The organism is Streptacidiphilus sp. MAP5-3, from assembly GCF_041262505.1.
Classification (GTDB): domain Bacteria; phylum Actinomycetota; class Actinomycetes; order Streptomycetales; family Streptomycetaceae; genus Streptacidiphilus.
Window position 1 is genome coordinate 34,116 of sequence record NZ_JBGCCL010000038.1, and the last position, 20,200, is coordinate 54,315.

Genomic DNA, 20,200 nt, shown 5'->3' on the forward strand with positions numbered 1-20,200 from the left:
CACGAGTCATCCCGGTGAAGTTGGGTAAAGAATTGGCACATGCGAAAAAGAATTACCATAAAATCACAGTGATGTGATTGAAGGTCGCCCACCGAAATGATCTTCCTGACGCGGCGTCCGCATCAGGCAGATCGGCATGGTTCCGGGCGGTGTGCAGCGCGGGTCGCATGGAGCAGCACCATGCCGGTGTCGCCGTAGTCCGGCAGTGTGGGGTCGGTGTCGATGCGGGTGACGTGGAGCTGGTCGGTGTGCGGTTGGAACACGCTGCGGACGGCGTCCGCGTCGATGGGGCAACCCGGCCAGGCCGGCCCCGAACCGATGCGGTAACGCGGCATGTTCTCCATGAACGCGGCGACCAGGAGGCCGCCAGGCCGCACGGCGCGGATGAAGGTGCGGCAGAGCGTGGTGAACTCCTCGATGTCCTCGGTGACGCTCTCGGCCACGAAGTTCATGGAGGCGAGGTCGTAGGTTCCCTCGGGGACGTCCCGGATGTCGCCGTGCAGGCTGTGGACCCGTGACAGTGCCTCAACCAGGGTGGTGGGCAGGGCTGGTTGCAGCTCGCGGCACAGGGTGTAGAACGTCTGCCAGCTCGGGTCGGGGCCGCCGATGAGCTGCCGGGTCAGGTAGTCCACGCCTGCAGCGCTCGACTCGACGGCGTTGATGCGGCGGCTGGCTCCGGCGGCGAGCATCAGGGGGTAGAGGTTGGGGCCGGCTCCGAACTCCAGGGACCGGCTGACGGAGCCGGGGGCCAGCCGCCGGTAGAAGGCCGAGTGGTGCCGTATGACCTGGGCGTCGCAGGCGTGCAGCTCGCGGTAGTTCTCGGCGAGGTAGTCCTGCACCGGCCACAGGTCCCAGTCCACGTCGTCGTTGCGTAGCGGCCCGCGCGGGTGGTTCAGGGTCGGGTTCACGGGTGTGCCTCCTGCCGTTGTTGTGGGGTCCGCCTGCGGGCAGCCCGGGGCGTGCGGGTTGTGCGGGTTCGGGTCGCGTTCCACGGCGCGCATGCCTGGCAGGAAGAGGAAGGCCAGGGTGAGCGCGGAGCCGATGGCGCCCGCGCCGACGAGCGTCCGGCGGGCGCCGATGGCTTCGGCGACAGGCGCGGTGAGCGCGTAGGACAGTGGCACGAGGGAGATCGAGACGAACCAGTCGACGCCGGAGACCCGGCCCAGGAGCCGGGCCGGTACCAGTCGCTGCTTGGCGGTGCCCCAGGCGATGATCCCGGCGGTCTCGAAGCCGTTGACGACCGCGCAGGCCAGGGCGAGTTGCCAGGTGTCGGTGGCCAGGCCGTAACCGGCCACCGCGAGGGTGGCTATGGTCCAGGTGCCGTACATGAAGGTGATGAAGCGGCGGGGCAGGCCGGTCTGCCCGATGAGCAGGGCGGTCAGGACAGCGGTCGCGCCGCCGCAGGCCAGCACCACTCCGAGCTCCGTCGCGGAGCCGTGCAGCAACTGCTTGACCACGTACGGCAGCAGGACTTCGGTGGGGCCGAAGAAGAGCAGGTACGCCAGCGCCGCGGAGACCAGGGTCCCCCAGAGCCAGGTCTGGGAGCGGACGTAGCCGACGCCGGCGCGGAAGTCCGCCCACATCGACGGCTTCCGTTCCGACGCGGGAGGCGGCAACGGCCGGATCCGCAGCACGCAACCGATCGAGACGGCGAAGGTCAGTGCGTCGAAAGCGAAGGCGCCGCCGGTACCCGCGACGGCGATGAGCAGGCCTCCGACAGCCGTCCCGCCGATCTGCAGCGTCGCGGTGCGCACGAACTGGTCGAGAGCATTGGCCTCGACCAACTGGTCTGCAGGCACCAGGCTGGGCACGATCGCCTCGAAGGCGGGCGGGAAGAACCCGCTGGCGCCCCCGTACACCGCGGCCACCGCGATCAGCTGCCACAGGCGCAGTTCTCCGGTGACCGCGAGCGCGGCCAGCACGGTCAGGCACGCACCGCGAACCAGGTCGCTGGCGACCATGACCGCCCGCCGGTCCAGCCGGTCGCTGGCGACACCGCCCAGGAGCACAAGGGCGAGTTGAGGGACGGCCAGGGCCACACCCACCGCCGACATCCCGCTCGGCGAACCGGTCAACGTGTACGCCTGCCAGGCGAGCGCGACCAGGAGCACGCCGTCGCCGAGCAGCGAGGTGCTCATGCCGAGCCACAGGATCCGGAAGTCACGATGGGCCAGCGGTGCCAGGAGCTGCACCCGTCGGATGCGGCCGGTCTCGTCGACGGTGCGCACTCAGACCCGCGGTTGCAGCTCGAACCGCTCGACCAGCGCTGTCAGGGTCGCGTTGAGACGCTCGACCTCCTCGTCGGTGTTGGCGGCTGTGATCTGTATCCGGAACCCGACCCGGTCGTGCGGAACCAGTGGGTAGGCCGCGAGGGTCACGTAGGCGCCCCGGTCCCACAGGAAGGAGGCGACCGCCTCCAGATCGGCGCTGTCACGCAGGGGGATCTCGATGATGGGCAGTCCGCTGGTGTTCGGGGTGCGGACACCGAGCGCGGCCAGGTGGTCCAGAACGGAGGCGGACATGCGCCAGATGTCGGCGCGCAGTGCATCGCCCCGGTCGGCGTTGACGTCGAAACCCGCGAGGGTGGTGGCGAGTGAGGCCGTGGGCGAGGGACCTGAGTACAGGTAGGGGGCGGCGGCGACCTTGAGATGGTCCTTGAGCCAGGTGGGCAGAGCGATGAAGGCGAGCAGCGACGAGTAGGCCTTGGAGAACCCGCCCACCAGGATGATTCCGTCGTAGGCTTCGTCGAAGTAACGGACGATGCTGTTGCCCCGGCTACCGTACGGGCACGGCTCGTCGGGGGTGCGTTCGCCGATGATGCCGAAGCCGTGCGCGTCGTCGACGTAGAGCAGCGCGTCGTTGAGGCGGCACAGACGGGCGAGTAGGGGCAGGTCGGGGAGGTTGCCTGACATGCTGTTGGCTCCGTCGATGCACACCAGGCGGCTGTGTGCGGCCGGAGCCGAGCGCAGCCGTGATTCGAGGTCGTCCAGGTCGTCCACGTGGCACCGGTGTACCGTCGCGCCCTGACCGCGGGCGATCATGCAGCCGTCGTAGACGGTCCGGTGGGCGGCCGAGTCGACGAAGATGCTGCCGACGCCGGCGATCGCGGGAATCACGGACGCGTGGATCAGGGTGATGGTCGGGAGTACCAGGGTGTCCGGCGCGCCGAGCAGGTCGGTCAGCCTTTCCTCGATCTGCGGGTAGAGCCGGGGGCTGCCGAGCAGTCGGGACCAGCTCGGGTGGGTGCCCCAGCGTCGGACCAAGGGATCGATCGAGTCCATGATCTCGGGGTCCAGGTCGAAGCCGAGGTAGTTGCACGAGGCGAAGTCGGTGAGCCAGTGGTCGCCGACCCTGATCTGGCGGCCGCGTACCTCGTCGATGACGGCGTCGCACATGGGGCTGCTCTGGCGCAGACGTTCCAGGTCGCCCCAGCGTGTGTCACGGCGCAGCAGGCCCACCGGCTTCGGCAGATCGGACATGTCCTGTTCCTTCTTCGCGTGAGAGGGCCTGACGACCGCACTGGGCGGGCGACCTGAGATCGGGTCTGGACGGGCCGGCCCTCGACCTGCCGGGTGCGCGTCCCGCGGTCCCCCCGTCGCTTTCGGGCCGGCCGAGCGGTCTCCCGATGCTGCGGCGGTCGCCATGGGGCGGCTCTCGCTCTGCTGCCGTAGCAGGTGCTCGCCGACCTCCGCACTCACTGGTGGCGAGAACAGGAAGCCCTGTCCGAACTCGCAGCCCATGTCTGCCAGCCTGGCCTGCTGCCTGGCGTCCTCGATGCCTTCGGCGATCACCTTCATACCCAGCGTCCTGGCGATCTGGATGATGCCCTCCACCAGCGCGACCTGCTGCTCGTCGACGAGCAAACCGTCGACGAACGACTTGTCGACCTTGAGGAGGTCGATGGGGTAGTCCCGCAGGTAGCCGAGCGACGAGAAGCCGGTACCGAAGTCATCGATGGCGATCCGCACGCCCAGGCCCTTCAGTGTCCTCATGTCGGCCCGGACCTGGTCGCTCTGACGCATCAGCACCGTCTCGGTCAGTTCCAGCACCAGGGAGCCGGGAGCCAGGCCCGACCGGTCCAGGGCGTGGCGTACCTCGCCCACGAACCGGGGGTCGCGGAACTGTCGCGCCGACACGTTCACGTTGATGTCCAGCGGGACCGGCCGGGGCACCGCGTGCTGCCAGTGCGCTGCATCGGCGGTGGCTCGCTCCAGGATCCAGGCGCCGAGCGGCATGATCTGTCCGGTCTCCTCGGCCAGCGCGATGAAGTGCTCGGGCAGCACCAGGCCCAGCCTCGCGTGGGGCCACCTGGCCAGCGCCTCGAAGCCGGTGATCGCGCCGCTGGCCATCTCCACGATGGGCTGGTGGAGCAGCGTGAACTCCTCTTCGGCGATCGCGTTGTCGAGACTGGCCCGCAGTTCCTGACGCTCGACCATGCCGCTGTGGAGGGTCGGCTGGTAACGCCGCCACTGCCGTTTGCCGCCCGCCTTGGCGGCGTAGAGGGCCAGGTCCGCGTGGCCCAGCAGTTCCTCCCCGTCGGAGCTGTCCAGTGCTGTGGCGATTCCCACGCTCGCCGACACGCTGATGGTCTCGCCGTGGATCCGGAACGGCTGGGCGAGGGCGGCCACGATGTGGTCGGCGACCTCGTCCACGTCCGCGGGCGCGTCGACGCCCTCGATGAGCACCGCGAACTCGTCACCGCCCAGCCGCGCCGCCATGTCCCCTGCCCGCAACGTGCCGGTGAGCCGTCGCGCGGCGGCGGCGAGGAGTTGGTCGCCGACGGTGTGGCCCAGCGTGTCGTTGACGACCTTGAAGTCGTCCAGATCGATGAACAGCGCGCTGACCAGGCCGCGGTCCCGCCCCCGGCCTCGGGGTGCGAGTGCGTGCTCGATCCGGTTCAGCAGCAGGATCCGGTTGGGCAGGCCGGTCAGCGAGTCGTGGAAGGCCCGGTGGGTCAGTTCGCGTTCGAGCTTCCGTTGGTCGGTCACGTCCCGCAGGGTCAGGACCAGTCCGCGCACGGTGCGGTCGTGCCGCAGGTTGCTGCACCTGACCTCCATCTCGACCCGGCTGTGGTCCTGTCGCAGGAACTGCCAGTCCTCGCGTAGCTCCTGCTCCCGGTTGCTCTCCCTCATCCGTGCCAGTGCGCCGGCCGCGCGGGCGGCATCGTCGGGGTGGACCAGGTCGGCGAGCCTCCTGACCTCGTTCGAGGGCCCGGGGCCGAACATCGCCTCGGCCGACGGACTGGCGTAGCGCACGGTGTTGTCGTCGTCGAGGATCAGGATCACGTCGGAGGCATTGTGGATCAGCGCCCGGAAGTACGCCTCGCTGTCGCGGCGGACGATCTCCTTGGACAGACGGATCCGTTCCACGGCCAGGGCGACCTGCGAGGCGAGGGTCTCCAGGATGCTTCGGAACTCCTCGAGTTGCCGCTGCGGGCCGGCAACGACCAGGGCGCCGAAGAGCGCTTCACCCGTGGGACGTTCCTCGAGGATCAAGGGGCACACCAAAGCGGTCGGCGGATCGCCCCCGACGCCGGCCACGCCACCCGCGCCACTCGCCAACTCGTCCACACCCACCAACTGCGACCTGCCGTCCTGCAACGACCGCAGCCAGTCGCCGGCCAGCAGTTGCACCCGCGTGATCCGCCACCGCGGGGGCGGGGTCTGCGTGCCGCGCACCGGCCGTAGCCCCGCGGCGTCCCCGAGCGCCAACAGGGCCTCGTGCCGTGAGTCCGGCCACAGCAACGTCCCTGCCGCAACCCGGACCAGGCCCGCGATCTCCTCCACGCTGACCGCCGCCACCAGGGAGGCAGCCGACACGCGCAGCGCCCGCTCACGCAGCACCGCCCGTCGATGGGAGGAGACCATGCCCGACAACCGGGCGAGCACCAGGAGGAACAGGACGGCGGAGAAGACCGCGATGACGCCCGCGTCGCGGACGGACCCCCGGCCGGCCTCGTACAGCAGCATGCCGGGCGCGATCAGCGAGGCCAGTGCGAGCAGGCCGAGCCGACGACCGGCGATCCCCGCTCCCCGGTGAGGCACCGGTTCGGTCAGACCCACCATGGAGGGGGCCAGCGCCGAGAGTCCCCAAGCCGTGTAGAACACCACCCAGCCCAGATCCATCGGCGTGCCCACCTGCCAGGCGCCGTTGACCTGGTACCACCCGTACAGGACATCGGAGAACAGGATCCCGACGGTGCCGATGGTGAGCAGTTGGACGGCACGCGTGCGGGTACTGCCGGCCACGAGCAGCCGAGCGAGCATCGCCAGCATCAGCACGTCACCCAGCGGGTAGGCGATCGAGATCGCCTTGGCCAGCCACGTCGTTCCGGACGCCTGCGTGTTGGGTTGGATCAGATAGATCCACGACAGCAGCGCCAGACCGGAGGTGAGGGTCAGCGCGTCCAGCAGGCTGCCCCAGTCGCGTTGATCGACCGCGCGGTAGCGGATGAACAGGAACAACCCGGCGGCGAACAGCGGATACGTGGTGAGGTAGAACGCGTCGGCGAGCGAAGGGAACGGATTCGGCTCACCGGTCACGCTCCGCAGGACGTTGTACGTCGTGTCACCGGCGGTGAAGGCGAAGTTCGCGCCGGCCAGCAGGAACCAGGGCAGTCGGTGCGAGGGCCGATTAAGCCGAATCCCCACCAGGATCGCGGCCACGCCGCTGAACCCGATGACCGCCCAGGTCACCGTGTGCCAGCCTGGTTCCAGCAGATAGCAGACCGTGGCCACGGCGACGCAGACCAGGTAACCGGCTACCAGGAGCCGCAGTCGTGCCATGCAAACCGTCCTCCTTCGCGTCCACGCGCGGACCATCGGCGCGCGGAGCACGGTGGTAGGAAGTGCAGCAACGGCGAACCCGGGCCTGCGCCCCTGGGGGCTTTCGCAGTCCGTGGCAGGCAGCGGTGTCTCAGCAGGCGGCGATCGGGCCGCTAAGGCTCTCGTCCGGGGGTGTCTCGGCCCAGTCAGCTGTGGCGACCGTGTCCTGGCGTCCGGCGAGGGCACGACCGCACACGTCAGCGATCTCCTGCAGTGATCGGATGAGAGGCAGCCTCCACTTCAGTAGACAACACCCTGAGCAGGAGGGCACGCCAGAACCAACCACCGCCGGCGCCACTTCGAGCACCGCCCCGGGCGTCCCACTGATCGGTCAGGTCCTCGAGAGCACTTCGGCAGAACGCTGAAGGACCGTCTGGTGACCTGCCCGCACGGCGGTGGCCGTATCGCCCATCGGGCGGCTCGTCAGGCCAGCCGCTCAAGCAGGTCGCGCAGCTCGCGGACCTCGTCCCCGTTGAAGCCGGACAGGGCCGTGCGCATGGTCTGCGCCACAGCGCGGTCGCACAGCCCCAACATCTGCATGCCTTCCGCAGTGGTCCGGTGCAGGATGGCCTTTCCATGGCCGCTGCGCCGCTCGACCAGCCCCCGGTGCTCCAGTCGCGCAACCGCGGCCCCTGCGGACTGGTCGGACTGCCCGGTCAGCAGTGCGAGCGCATGGGTGGACGAGTCGGGTTGCGCGGCGACCGCGTTGAGCATGCCCCACTGCGGCAGCGTCATCTCCCACTGGGCGAGTTCCGCCTCACAGCTGGTCTGCTTGCGCAGTTGGGCGCGCCGCAGCAGCACCGCGATCTCGATCATTTCGTCATCCACGTCCACGATCCTATCCAGCATCCACCAACTCATATATCCTAACTCGTATATACGAACCCATGGATGAAGGTGTGGTCAGCATGAGCGAGTTCGTCATCGCCGGCGCGCAGGTCTTCAACGGTGAGCGGCGGCTGGGGCCGGTGGACGTGCATGTCGCGGACGGGGTGATCACGGCCGTCGGGGGACCCGGCAGGTCGGGCGCCGAGGTGGTGGACGCGAGGGGGGCGACGCTGCTGCCGGGCCTGATCGACGCACACACCCACAGCGACGAGGCCGCCCTGCGCCAGGCGTTGACGTTCGGCGTCACGACCGAGCTGGACCTGACCTCGATGCCCGAGACAATGATCCCGCTGCGCCGCACGACGGCCGGTTCACTCGACTTGGCCGACGTGCGCAGCGCGTCCGTCGGTCTCACGCCGGAAGGCGGCCATCCGCACCAGTTGCGCAAGGGGCTTGACGGCGTTTGGCCCACTGCCTCGTCCGTCGCCGAGGTACCCGGCTTTGTCGCGGACCGGGTCGCCGAGGGGGCCGACTACCTCAAGGTCATGATCGAGGACGGGCACGTCCTGGGGGCCCGTGTGCCGGTCCTCGCGCAGGACGTCCTGCTCGCCGCCGTCCGGGAGGCGCACGCCAACGGACTCAAGGTCCTCGCCCATGCGCTCACCCTCGACGCCACCCGACGGGCCGTCGATGCGGGCGTGGACGGGCTCACCCACCTGTTCGTCGACGCCCCGTACACCCCGCAGATCATCGCGCGCATCGCCGAGGCCGGTGTCTTCGTCATCCCGACGCTCAGCGTCCTGGCCTCGATCACCGGGCAGGGCGCATCGGCCGAACTGGCCGCAGATCCACGCGTGCGGCCGAAGGTGCCCCAGGTGTGGCTGGAGAGCCTCGCCGAGACCTGGCACACCCTCCCGCAGCACAACTTCCAGTACGCGCTCGCCTCCGTGGCGGCGCTCCACGCGGCGGGCGTCGACGTCCTGGCCGGCACCGACGCGGCGCACCTGGGTGCCCCCGGCACGGCGCACGGCGCCAGCCTGCACGGCGAACTCCGTCTCCTGGTCCGCGCGGGCCTCACCCCGCTCCAGACCTTGCGCGCCGCGACGGCCCTTGCCGCCGAGCACTTCGACCTGCCCGACCGCGGCCGCATCGAACCGGGAAAGCGCGCCGATCTGCTGCTCGTCGACGGGGATCCCACCGCGGACATGGGCGACACACTCTCGGTCCGTGCCGTCTGGCGCCAAGGCGTCCCCCTGGCCGTCGAGTCCGCGCGGGCCTGAACAGCTGTCACCACCCGAAACGACGGAGGTGCGAGATGCACGGCGACGAACTGATCGACGTCCACGCCCACTTCACCACCGACAGGTACATTCGCGCCGCGAAAGCCCGCGGCCGGCGGGAGCCTGACGGCATGCCGGAGGCCTACTGGCCGCAGTGGGACGCGAATACCCGCCTGGCGCTGATGGACGAAGCGGGCATCGCCCGCGCGATCCTGTCGGTCTCCTCGCCCGATGTCCACTTCGGCGATGACAAGGAAGCCCGGGCGCTGGCCCACGAGGTCAACGAGACCGGCGCCCGAATCACCCAGGAACATCCAGGTCGCTTCGGGTACTTCGCGTCCCTGCCACTCCCGGACATCGACGGCGCCCTCACCGAGATCCCGCACGCCTTCGAGGACCTGCACGCCTTCGAGGACCTGCACGCCGACGGCGTCATCCTGATGACCAACAGTGCCGGGCTCTACCTCGGCGACAAGCGGATGCGCCCGGTGCTCAGTGAACTGGACCAACGCGGTTCCATAGCGTTCCTGCACCCCACGAGTTGCGCCGGACACGAGGCCCTGGCCCTGGGCTATCCACGCCCGATGATCGAGTTCCTCTTCGACGCGGCCCGCAGCGTGGTCGACCTCATCCTCAGCGGCGCAGCGCAGCGCTACCCGCGCATCCGCTTCATCGTCCCGCACGCCGGAGGCGTCCTCCCGCTGCTCGCCGACCGCCTGGAGCTGTTCCGCGCGATCGCCGGCGACGCCGACGGCCCAACTGTCGCTCCGGCGCTCGCCCGCTTCTACTACGACCTCGCCGGCACCCCCACTGACCGGCAGCTGAACGCCTTGACCAGCGTCGCCGGGCCTGACCACCTGCTCTACGGAAGTGACTACGCCTGGACCCGTTACGAACAGGTACTTCGCGCAATCGAGGCACTGGACGCGGTTGCGCCGCCTTTCGGACAGTCCTGGCGGCGCCGCACCACCCGCAACGCACACCGCCTCCTGGGGACGCACCGACGTGATGCCAAGGAATCGAGCGCTGTTCCGGAACGATGACGCAGAGTCTGAGAGCCGGGACGTGCTTGGGTTTGTGTTCCCGGGGGAGTGCGGTGGCGCAATCGGAGGGGCTGCCGTCGGCAGACTGCTCGCGCTGCGCTCAGCCGGCCGCCGCTGATGCCGAGGGGGCCGGGCCCGGCGTGGGTCGCAGGCCGGCGATCGCCAGTTCGATCAGCCGCTCGGCCTGGGCGAGGCCTTCCGCGTCCGGGGCGACGCGCCACATGAAGCCCATCAGGAGCAGGACGTCGGCGGCGTCGAGGTCGGGCCGTAGGCTCGCGGAGTCGCCGCAGGCGCGCAGGAGTTGCTCAACAGCGGAGACCACCGGTGCGTAGGTCTCGTTGACCGCGTCCTGCGCGGCGGCCGTGTGCAGCGCCTCGCCGAGACCGTGCTTGAGCCGGCCGTCACGTTGACGTTGCTGAGGCTCATCACCACCGAGAAGACGATCGGGAAGAGCGTCACCGCGGCCACGACGATCAGGGCCGGGGTGGTGAAGGCCCAGCCCAGGCGGGCGTAGCGGCGTTCCAGGATGGAGCCGCGCCTGCCGGCGCGCGCCCTGGGTGCGCGGCGTGGAGCGACAACGGTGGTGCCGGCCTGGCCGGGTGGGCCCGGGGCCTGGAGTTGATCGGTGGTCACGGGAGGGGAACCTGCCTTGCCGGACGGAGAAGTGGAGCGTGGACGAGGAGCCGGCCGCAGGAGCGTCGTCGGTGATGTCGGGCCCCTGCGGCCGGAATCCTGGGTTGGTTACAGGCCGCCACCGGACCGCAGGTAAGTAGTGACCGCAGGAGTGACCGCAGGGACGTCAGCTGACGAACGAATCCGGGGGACGGGGGTGCGTGGCGCAAGAGTTGGCTGACCCCTTCCCGCAAAGTCAGGTCAACGTGGCCTGGATGACCAGGCAGGCCGCTCCGCGCGCCCACAGGTCGTCGGTGACCGGGTCGACCTGGAGGATGCACTCGCGCGCCGCGCTGGAGAACGCGTGCCTTTCCAAGGCGGCTGTCATCGCCGGGCCGAACAGGTCGTGGGCGGCCACGCCCTCGCCCGCGAGGATGACCTTTTCGAGGTTGAGCAGGTTCAGCAGCCCGGCCAGGCCCCTCCCGAGAGCCTCGCCGGCGGCCGCGAAGGCATCCCTGGCGGCCTGTGCCGCCTCGTCCTCTGCCGGGTCCGCGCCGGTGGCCGGGGCGCGCCGCGCCAACTCCATCGCGGCGTCGATGTCGGCGCACTGCCCGCCGCCGTGCTCGCGCAGGTGGCGCAGGACCGCGCCGGAGGAGGCCAGCGACTCCAGGCACCCGCGCGCCCCGCAGGAGCAGACCGGGCCGTCGGGGTCGAGCGGCAGGTGGCCGAACTCGCCGGCCATCCCGTTGGCCCCGGCGTAGAGCGTGCCGCCCAGCAGCAGGCCGCAGCCGACCCCGGGACCGACCGTGACGACGGCGAAGTCGTTCACGTCCCGGCCCTCGCCGAACCACTGCTCGGCGACCACCAGCGCGTTGACGTCGTTGTTGACGGCCACCGGCAGGCCGGTCGCGGCCACCAGGGGCCCCGCGACGTCGACGTGTCGCCAGTCCAGCAGCGCCGAGTAGCGGCACAGCCCGACCCGGGAGTCGACGTGGCCACTGACGCCCACCCCGAGTCCGAGCATCCGCTCCGCGGCGCCCGGCACCTGTCCGGTCAGTTCGGCCACCAGCTCCGCTGCCGCACCTAGTGCGGTGGGCGGCGTGTGGTCGGCGATCGGGCGCACCGCGCGGGCCAGCACCTGGGCGGCCATGTCGGTGAGCACAGCGGCCACGTGGGTCGGCGCGATCTTGATGCCGATGGCCAGGTGCCGCTCGGTGTTGACGTGCAGCAGGCGCTTGGGGCGGCCCAGCGTGGTCTCCTCGGGTGGTGTCTCGCGCAGGTACCCCTCCTCGATCAGTGGGGTCAGCACGCGGGTGACGGTGGAGGGGGACAGCTCCAACTGCGTGGCCAGAGCGGTGCGCGACATCGGCCCGCTGGTCAGCACGCGGGCGAAGATCTCGGCCCGCGTGGGGGTGTCGGTCAGGTCGGTGACCCGGGCCCGAGGCGCGGTCACGGGCACGGAGGGCCGACGGGCGAAGCTCATGAACGCCCTCCCCGTCGGCACGGGTTCGTGCCCCCCGCAAGCGGGGCGTCCGCTCGCCATCCCATTCTTCTCCTCCGAACTGTCGTCGCGGGCTGGTGCCTGCGGCCCGTGGTTGCGCTTGGTTCCACTGCTCCGGGCCCGACGGTCAGGGTTCGGGCCCGGAGGCGGCGGGCTCCGGCTGGGGTGGCACTGCCCCGGCCGGGAGTCTTTCAGGTGTTGAGCTGGATGTAGTTAAGGTTGACGGCGCCGCTGTCCGCCACGGTGCGGGCCACGGTGATCAGGTTGGTGCCCGCAACCAGGCCGATGGAGGCGTTGACGGTGCCCCAGGTGGCCCAACTGCTGCCCAGGTTCGGGAACGAGACGGTCGCGGGGGCGCTGATCGTGGTGCGGGCGGCGTCCTGCGCTCCGACGGTCAGGGTCGAGGCGGCGCCGGTCGCGTTCGCATAGCGGTAGGAGATGCTGTAGCTGCCCGCAGTGGCGGCGTGGACGGCGAAGGTCACCTTCGCGCCGGCTTCGGCGGCTTCCAGTTTGTCGACGAAGCCCGGAGATCCACTGCAGTGCGGTCGTGTAGTTCGTCGAGCCGTGGGCGACGCCGACCGTGCCGGCGTTCTGGTCCCAGCCGGACTCGTACCAGGCCCAGAAGTCGGTGCGCAGGTAGGCGACGCCCAGGCTCTTGAAGTAGTTCACATAGCCCTGGACGAACTCCTTGGCGCCGGGCTTGGTCACATCGACCCAGTACTCCTGGTGGTTGGAGTTGAACCAGTCACCGCTGGTCACGATCGACGAGACCGGGATGTCGGTGCCCACCACCGTCTTGGTCGGGTCGTTCACCGCGGATGTGGTCACCCACAGCGGGTTGTAGTAGACGCCGAGCTTCAGGCCCTTGCCGGAAAGGTAGTCGGCCCAGTAGGCCCAGTCGTGCGTCCAGGAGTCGGAGTAGCTGAGGACGTAGCCGTTCCCGTTCGTCTTCTGGGTGTAGTCCACCCAGCCGTCCGTGCAGCACATGGTGTAGCCGTAGGACGCGAAGTTTCCCGCCACCCAGTCGATGTTCTGCTGCCACACCGACTCCGTCAGGGTTCCGTGCGCCAGGGTCCAGCTGTACGGGGTCCAGTACAGCGGCCCCGGACCGGAGCGGGTGAACACGCTGTTCCGGCTCGTCACCGGCAGTGTGGGCGACGCCGACGCGGCCAGCGCCGCCTGCAGCGACACCGGCGCCGCGGCCGCGCGCCCGGCGCCGCGCAGACCGGCGACGGCCAGCCCTCCGCCCACCAGAGTCGCGTCCGAGCCCCGCAGCAGACCCCTGCGCGAGATCCCCATCCCTGCCTCCCTGTACTCCGCCGCGCACACCGTCGTCCGCGACCCAGCCGTCCCTGCTCCCAAGTCCGCGCGCGAACGGGCCGCGGGCCTGCCGGAGTGGCGACAGAGCCCGGCCGTGTTGCGCTCCGGTGACCAGAGTGTCTTCCCGGAACTTTTCTTGCGTCAAGAAAAGAACTGCGGCCGTTATCCAGCAGAGATCCGAGACCCTGTCCAACGGGCCGAAAACGGACCCTTCAACGGCGAGGAAACCGCAGACCTCGCTCATCGGTGGCTCTCGAAACGTTCCTGGAGTGGCCGGTCGGGGGCGGTGTCCGGGCCGGTACAGCGTGGGTGTGGGTGCGGGTGTGGGTGCTGTGGCGCGGTCGGGGTGTCGGAGTGAGGGGGCGGGGTTCGGGACGTACGGTGTTCGAGGGAACAGCGCCCGGGGTCTGGCGCGTAGCGGGCGCGACAGCCCAGGGCGGGATCGGAGCCGTTGATGAAGGCCGCACGCTTCAGTCGGTTCGGGGGCCCGGAGGTCCTCGAGATCGTGGATCTGCCCGACCCGCGTCCGGGTCCCGGCCAGGTCCGGATCGAGGTACGCGCGGCCGGCGTCAATGCGAGTGACTGGAAGAAGCGCAGGGGCCTGATGGACGCGGGGCTTCCGCAGACGCTGGGCTATGAGGCGGCGGGTGTCGTCGATGAGGTGGGTGAGGGCGCCTCGGCGGTGGCCGTCGGCGATCGCTTGTTCGGCTTCTGTCCTGACGGAGCGGCACAGGCCGAGCTGGCCGTGTTGTCCTTCTACGCGCCGATCCCGCCGTCGCTCGACTTCGCCGGCGCTGCCACGCTGCCGGCCGCCGTGGAGACGGCCATGCGCGCGATCGACCAGCTCGGCGTCAAGGACGGCAGCACGCTGCTTGTCAATGGCGCGTCCGGGAGCGTGGGCAGCGCCGCAGTTCAGTTTGCGGTGGCGCGGGGCGCCCGCGTCATCGGTACCGCCAGTCCGGCGAACCACGCCTACCTGAGTTCCTTGGGAGCCGAACCCGTCGCCTACGGCGAGGGCCTGGTCGAGCGGGTCCGCGCGCTCGCCCCGGGCGGCGTGGATCTGGCGCTCGATGTCGCCGGGAACGGCGTGCTGCCCGAGCTCGTCGGGCTCACCGGCGGCCCGGAGCACGTCCTGACGGTCGCCGACTTCGCCGGCGCGCGGGAGCACGGGGTGAGGTTCAGCCGCGGGGACGACGGCCGCGCCGTCCATGCGCTCGCCGAGATCGGCGAGTTGATCGAGGCCGGGCACTTCGCGCTCCCGGTCGCGCACACCTTCCCGCTCGCCGAGATCGCGCAGGCACACCGGGTCAGCGAGGACGGCCACCTGCGAGGGAAGCTCGTTCTGCTGGTCGGCTGATGCGGCCGTGGTTGGCACGCTTTGTGCTGCTCCGGCCGCTGTGGCGCGGTGCGATCGACGGCTGGGCCGAATCGGGCGCGCTGGAGCAGGTGCCGGCGGAGGAGGTGATGGCCGCAGGGGACGGTGACAGCGTCAGTATCGGGCGACGTGTCCGGCGCAGAGTGGTGTTCGGGCGGGGAGGGGTAAGAATGACTTATGTGCAGGTTTGGCCTGTTCGCGACGCGCGGTGGTCTCTCCCGGCCCTCGACGCGCCCGGTGGTCGGGCGGCGCCGGGGCGAGCGGCGGGAGCACGCGGATCCTGCTTCGGGGCAAGCGGGCGGAGACCGTGACTCGCGTCGGACCGATGCCCGGCCGTCGAGGTCTGCGCCGGCCTCGGTCTTCGGCCTGCGCAGCGTCGCCGGTCAGGCGTTCGTCTGGCAACTGGTGGTCCTGCTGCTCCTCGCGGCGATCGCGATCGTCGCCCTGGTGCTCAAGACCACGAACGACGCCCAGAACGACGCCCGCCACAAGGCGCTCGCCGTAGCGGCGGGCTTCGCGCACGGACCCGGCCTGGTGCAGGCCCTGCAGTCGCCCGATCCCACGGCGGTGCTGGAGCCGCTCACCCTGGCGGCGCAGAAGGGCTCCGGCGTGGACTTCGTCGACGTGCTCAGCGTGGACGGGATCCGGTACACGGACCCGCTCCCGAGCCTGATCGGCCAGCGCGCCCAGGGTGACATCGGCCGGGCGGCAGCCGGGCAGTCGTTCACCGAGATCTTCAAGGGATTCCCGCAGACCGCGGTCCGTGCGCTCGTCCCGATCGAGGACGCGCACGGCAAGGTGGTCGGACTGGTCGCCACCGGCGTGCAGACCACGGATGTCACCGCCACGGTGAACCGCCAGCTGCCGGTCCTCTTCGGTGCCGCGGCCGGCGCGGTGGTGCTCGCCGCGGGCGGTGCGGTGCTGGTGAGCAGGCACCTGCGCCGCCAGACGCACGGCCTGGGGCCGGTCGAGATGACCCGGATGTACGAGCACCACGATGCCGTGCTGCACTCGGTCCGGGAGGGTGTGCTGATCCTCGACGCCGACCAGCGGCTGGTGCTGGCCAACGACGAGGCCCAGCACCTGCTCGGCCTCCGCCCCGACGCGGAGGGTCTTCCGCTGGACCAACTGGGCCTGGAGCCGGGCATCGCCGGGCTGCTGGCCTCCGGACGGACCGTCACCGACGAGGTGCAGCCCGTCGGAGGACGCCTCCTGGCCGTCAACCTCCGGCCCACCGCCGTCCACAGCGGCCCCGCCGGTTTCGTGGCGACGCTCCGGGACACCACCGAGCTGCTCGCGGTGGCCGACCGGGCCGACGAGGCCCGGGAGCGGTTGACCCTGCTGTACGACGCGGCCACACGCATCGGCACCACGCTGGATGTCACCACCACCGCGCAGGAGCTGGCGGACGTGGCGGTGCCCCGGCTCGCCGACCTCGTCAGCGTCAACCTGCTGGAGGACCTGCTGAGCGGCAACGACCCCGCACCGGGGCCGCTCACCGGTGCTGCGCTGCGAAGGATGGCCAACCGCTCCGTACGCGAGGGAGCGCCGGAGGCCGTGGTCCAGGTCGGTGAGGTCGCCAACTACACCGACGACTCGCCCCAGGCCCGCTGCCTGGCGACCGGCCGGTCCGACCTGTACCAGGCGGAGGACCCGGCCGTCGGCGCGTGGCTCGCGCAGGACCCCGCCCGTTCCGCGATGTCCCGCACGTACGGGCTCCACTCGTGGATGGAGGTGCCGGTGATCGCCCGTGGCACCACCCTGGGCGTGGTCGACTTCGTCCGCTCCCAGCGCCCCGAACCGTTCCAGGCCGATGACCTGCGCGTGGCCGAGGAACTGGTCGCCAGGGCTGCGGTCTGTCTGGACAACGCGCGTCGGTTCACCCGTGAGCACACGACAGCCATGGCCTTGCAGCACAGCCTGCTGCCGCGGCGGCTGCCGGAGCAGTCCGCGGTGGACGCGGCCTTCCGGTACCTGCCGGCCGATCCCCGGCTCGGCGTGGGCGGCGACTGGTTCGACGTGATCCCGCTGTCCGGCGCGCGCGTGGCCCTCGTCGTCGGCGACGTGGTCGGGCACGGTATCCAGGCCTCCGCGACCATGGGTCAACTGCGTTCCGCCGTGCGGACTCTCGCCGACGCCGACCTCGCGCCGGACGAACTCCTCACCCAGCTCGACGATCTCGTCCTCGGGATGGCCGCTGACTCCGGGACGGACGGGGCGGGCGGGGCCGGCGGGACGGAGGGGACGAATGCGGCGGATCCCGCTGCCGTCGCAGACGTCGGTGCCACCTGCCTGTACGCCGTCTACGACCCGGTCTCGGGGCGTTGCTGTCTGGCCCGCGCCGGCCACCCCGCCCCGGTGGTGGTCCACCCGGACGGCACCACGGGCCTGCTGGAACTGCCCGCCGCGCCGCCGCTCGGAGTCGGTGGGTTTCCCTTCGAGGCGGTCGAGACGGAACTGCCCGAGGGCAGCCTGCTCGCCCTCTACACCGACGGCCTGGTCGAGACCCGCCGACGTCCGATGGACACCGGGCTCGAAGAACTCCGGCGTGCGCTGACCACCCCGGACAGCCCGCTCGAAACGCTGTGCGACCAGATCGTGGAAACGCTGCTGCCGGACGGCCCCGCCGATGACGACGCCGCCCTGCTGCTGGCCCGGGTCCGGCGCCTGGACCCCCGCCGGATCGCGACCTGGGAGGTGCCCGCCGACCCGGCGGCGGTCGCCGGAGTCCGTGCGGACGCCGTGCGCCGCCTGTCGGCGTGGGGCGTGGAGGAGGACGCGTTCGTCACCGAACTGATCATCAGCGAACTCGTCACCAACGCCGTCAAATACGGCCGCGCGCCCATCCAGCTGCGGCTGATCCTCGCGCCGCCGCTCAGGGGACCGGCGGGCGCCCCGGTCCGCACACTGATCTGCGAGGTCTCCGACAGCAGCGGCACCGCACCCCACCTGCGCCGGGCCCGCGTGTTCGACGAGGGAGGCCGTGGCCTGCTGCTCGTCGCCCAGCTCACCCAGCGCTGGGGTACCCGGCAGACCGTGAACGGCAAGATCATCTGGTGCGAACAGTCACTTCCCAACGAGATGTGACGACCCTTCAGGAACGGGGATGGCGTCGGCGGTCGTGATGGCCTGGTGCCCGGCGGCTGTAGAGATGCGCTGAAGCAGGCAGCCGCTGCGGCGGACCGCGGCATCACGGATCCGTGGGAGATCAGCGGCTGAACCAGCGAGCACAGCGCGACAGGCCGGGCCGGCTCCGAGACAGGGGAGCAGCCCGGCCCAGTGGCTCAGGACCAGAACTCGTTCGTGGCGTCGAGGTCCTCGACGCATTCGTCAAGGTCGGTGACCTTGTCTCCTACGATCCGGAAGACGATCCCGTCCATCTGGTCGAGTTTCCGGCCCGCGCGTTCGGCGGAGGTTCGTGTCACGGATACCACGTGTCCTCGTCCGTCGACGAGCAGATTCTGGAGCTCTACGTGCAGCGTGCCGTTGGTCTCGGCGGCCAGTTGTCCGTAGTAGTGAAGTACCGCGGTGATGCCTTTGTGGTCGCCGGAGAGCGGGTGGGTGCCGGGGACGTGGTGTGTGACGTCGGATGTGAGCAGGCTTGCGAGCGTGTCCATGTCGCCTAGTGAGAACGCCACGTAGCCCCGGCGGATCAGTGCGGCGTGCGGATGTTCAGCCATGGCGTTCGCCGCCTTCCATGCGTTGCCGGTGTGGCTGATGCTTCTCAGCCTGCCATCGGCATTCTGTGTCCGCCATAGGGGCCGCTTGGGCTACTACGGTCGGCTCCGTAGCGGCACACCCGAACTGATAAGGCGAGTACGGGCCCCCGGTGCAGGGCCTGTCCGGCCGGGCACTCGGAATCTTGCATTCCCTCTGGTCAGCCGTCCGGTCGCGGGCGTCGAGTGCTGCCGCCCGGCCGCCCGCGGGCGGCGACTGTGTAGCCCGACTGAAAATAACCGAAGGATTTACGCGATGGACCAGGGCGGTGCCCAGGTTCGAGCCTTGGGGTGCGGGCAGCGGACCGCCGCCCGGACGGGGCGGCGGGGGAGCCTGCCCTGTTTCACGAGCCCCTGAGGAGATCGCATGCCGCACGTCACGTCCTTCACCGGCGACGCCAAGCCGTACCGCGAGGGCGCCGAGCCGTACGCCGACTACCGGCGGGCCGAGACGCTGCCCTTCGACCAGCTGGTAGACCTCGCGGATCGACGCCTGGGCGGTGCGGTCGTCGCGGCCAACGACGAGTTCTTCGCCGAGCGCGAGAACCTGCTGGTCCCCGTGCCCGCCGTGTTCGCCCCGGAGCGGTTCGGGCACAAGGGCAAGATCATGGACGGCTGGGAGACCCGCCGTCGCCGCGGGGTGGACGAGGAGACCCCGCACCCCGAGGCGGACGACCACGACTGGGCGCTGATCCGGCTGGGCGTGCCCGGCGTGGTCCGGGGCCTGGTCGTGGACACCGCGCACTTCCGCGGCAACTACCCCCAGGCGGTCAGCGTCCAGGCGACCACCGCCCCGGCCTCCGCCTCGGCGAAGGAGCTGCTCGCGGACGACGTCGAGTGGATCGAGATCGTCCCGCGCACCGAGATCGGCGGGCATGCGGCCAACGCCTTCAGCGTCGACGTCGAGCGGCGCTTCACCCACCTGCGCCTCAACCAGCACCCCGACGGCGGCGTCGCCCGGCTGCGGGTCTACGGCGAGGTGGCGCCCGACCCGGAGTGGCTGGACGCGCTCGGCGCCTTCGACCTGGTCGCGCTGGAGAACGGCGGCGCGGTCGAGGACGCCTCCGACCGCTTCTACTCGCCGCCGACCAACACCATCCTGCCGGGCCGTTCCCGGAAGATGGACGACGGCTGGGAGACGCGGCGGCGTCGTGACAAGGGCAACGACTGGGTCCGCTACCGCCTCACCGGCCAGGCGGTGATCCGTGCCGTCGAGATCGACACCACCTACCTGAAGGGCAACGCGGCGGGCTGGGCCGCCCTGTTCGTCCAGGACCAGAGCTCCGGCACCGGGGAGTGGACCCAGATCCTGCCCCGCACCCGGCTGCTGCCTGACACGGTGCACCGGTTCCTGGTCGACACGCCGCCGTCGACCCACGTCCGGATCGACATCTTCCCGGACGGCGGCATATCCAGGCTGCGGCTCTTCGGCTCGCTGACCGCCGACGGCGCGAAGGCGCTCGCCGAGCGCACCGCCGAACTGTCGGGCTGACGGACGGTCAAGTCTCCGGCACAGCCGGCACAACCACAGAGCACCACCCGCGCCGCCTTCGTGGCGCCGGGGTCGGCCGGGCACCCGCCCGGTCCGCCCCGGCCCCACGGAGGCGGCGCTTCCTTGTCCGCGCCGCTCTCGACCGGCCGGCCGTCCGGTCGAATGACCGCCCGTCGGACGGTTGTTGCTGTACGACCGAGTCATCCGTA

Annotated in this window: 13 protein-coding genes; 6 read left to right on the forward strand and 7 right to left on the reverse strand. The window is 70.6% G+C overall.

What is annotated here, in order from left to right; translation table 11 throughout:
- Positions 1-122: 122 nt before the first annotated feature.
- The 3 genes from ABH928_RS33430 to ABH928_RS33440 form a co-directional block, all read right to left on the reverse strand.
- Positions 123-2,228 carry an MFS transporter gene (locus ABH928_RS33430; RefSeq protein WP_370072459.1) on the reverse strand — a complete coding sequence of 702 codons (2,106 nt, stop codon included), beginning with the start codon at positions 2,226-2,228 and terminating at the stop codon, positions 123-125.
- Entirely contained in the window at positions 2,229-6,785 is a 4,557-nt protein-coding gene (locus tag ABH928_RS33435; RefSeq protein WP_370072460.1) for an aminotransferase class I/II-fold pyridoxal phosphate-dependent enzyme, read from the reverse strand.
- A gap of 462 nt (positions 6,786-7,247) precedes the next feature.
- A complete protein-coding gene (locus ABH928_RS33440) occupies positions 7,248-7,652 on the reverse strand; it encodes a MarR family winged helix-turn-helix transcriptional regulator (RefSeq protein WP_370072461.1) in 405 nt (134 codons plus the stop codon).
- Positions 7,653-7,732: 80 nt separating this feature from the next.
- On the opposite strand from ABH928_RS33440, the gene ABH928_RS33445 reads away from it, so the two are divergent.
- Complete coding sequence (locus tag ABH928_RS33445; protein WP_370072462.1) at positions 7,733-8,932, forward strand: amidohydrolase family protein; 1,200 nt, start codon at positions 7,733-7,735, stop codon at positions 8,930-8,932.
- A 35-nt stretch (positions 8,933-8,967) separates the two neighbouring features.
- Positions 8,968-9,975 (forward strand): amidohydrolase family protein, encoded by a 1,008-nt coding sequence (locus ABH928_RS33450; protein ID WP_370072463.1) that lies wholly within the window; start codon positions 8,968-8,970, stop codon positions 9,973-9,975.
- 100 nt (positions 9,976-10,075) lie between these two features.
- Here the strand turns inward: ABH928_RS33450 and ABH928_RS33455 are convergent, their stop codons facing one another.
- The 3 genes from ABH928_RS33455 to ABH928_RS33465 all read right to left on the reverse strand — a co-directional run bounded on the left by ABH928_RS33455 (position 10,076) and on the right by ABH928_RS33465 (position 12,570).
- Positions 10,076-10,684 carry a hypothetical protein gene (locus ABH928_RS33455; RefSeq protein ID WP_370072480.1) on the reverse strand — a complete coding sequence of 203 codons (609 nt, stop codon included), beginning with the start codon at positions 10,682-10,684 and terminating at the stop codon, positions 10,076-10,078.
- Between the two features lie 159 nt (positions 10,685-10,843).
- A complete protein-coding gene (locus tag ABH928_RS33460; RefSeq protein ID WP_370072464.1) occupies positions 10,844-12,070 on the reverse strand; it encodes an ROK family protein in 1,227 nt (408 codons plus the stop codon).
- A 209-nt stretch (positions 12,071-12,279) separates the two neighbouring features.
- Complete coding sequence (locus ABH928_RS33465) at positions 12,280-12,570, reverse strand: carbohydrate-binding protein (protein WP_370072465.1); 291 nt, start codon at positions 12,568-12,570, stop codon at positions 12,280-12,282.
- Positions 12,571-12,788: 218 nt separating this feature from the next.
- Between ABH928_RS33465 and ABH928_RS33470 the strand changes: the two genes are divergently transcribed.
- The 3 genes from ABH928_RS33470 (at position 12,789) to ABH928_RS33480 (ending at position 17,870) form a co-directional block, all read left to right on the forward strand.
- Entirely contained in the window at positions 12,789-12,932 is a 144-nt protein-coding gene (locus ABH928_RS33470) for a hypothetical protein (protein ID WP_370072466.1), read from the forward strand.
- Between the two features lie 930 nt (positions 12,933-13,862).
- A complete protein-coding gene (locus tag ABH928_RS33475; protein WP_370072467.1) occupies positions 13,863-14,765 on the forward strand; it encodes an NADP-dependent oxidoreductase in 903 nt (300 codons plus the stop codon).
- A gap of 195 nt (positions 14,766-14,960) precedes the next feature.
- The gene (locus ABH928_RS33480; RefSeq protein WP_370072468.1) at positions 14,961-17,870 is read left to right on the forward strand and encodes a SpoIIE family protein phosphatase; all 2,910 of its coding nucleotides are present in this window, start codon (positions 14,961-14,963) and stop codon (positions 17,868-17,870) included.
- Between the two features lie 197 nt (positions 17,871-18,067).
- On the opposite strand, the gene ABH928_RS33485 is transcribed toward ABH928_RS33480, so the two are convergent.
- Positions 18,068-18,463, reverse strand: coding sequence for a nuclear transport factor 2 family protein (locus ABH928_RS33485; protein WP_370072469.1), 396 nt, complete (start codon positions 18,461-18,463; stop codon positions 18,068-18,070).
- A gap of 403 nt (positions 18,464-18,866) precedes the next feature.
- Here ABH928_RS33485 and alc point away from each other — a divergent pair, with 403 nt between their 5' ends.
- A complete protein-coding gene (gene alc, locus ABH928_RS33490) occupies positions 18,867-19,991 on the forward strand; it encodes an allantoicase (protein WP_370072470.1) in 1,125 nt (374 codons plus the stop codon).
- Positions 19,992-20,200 lie beyond the last annotated feature (209 nt).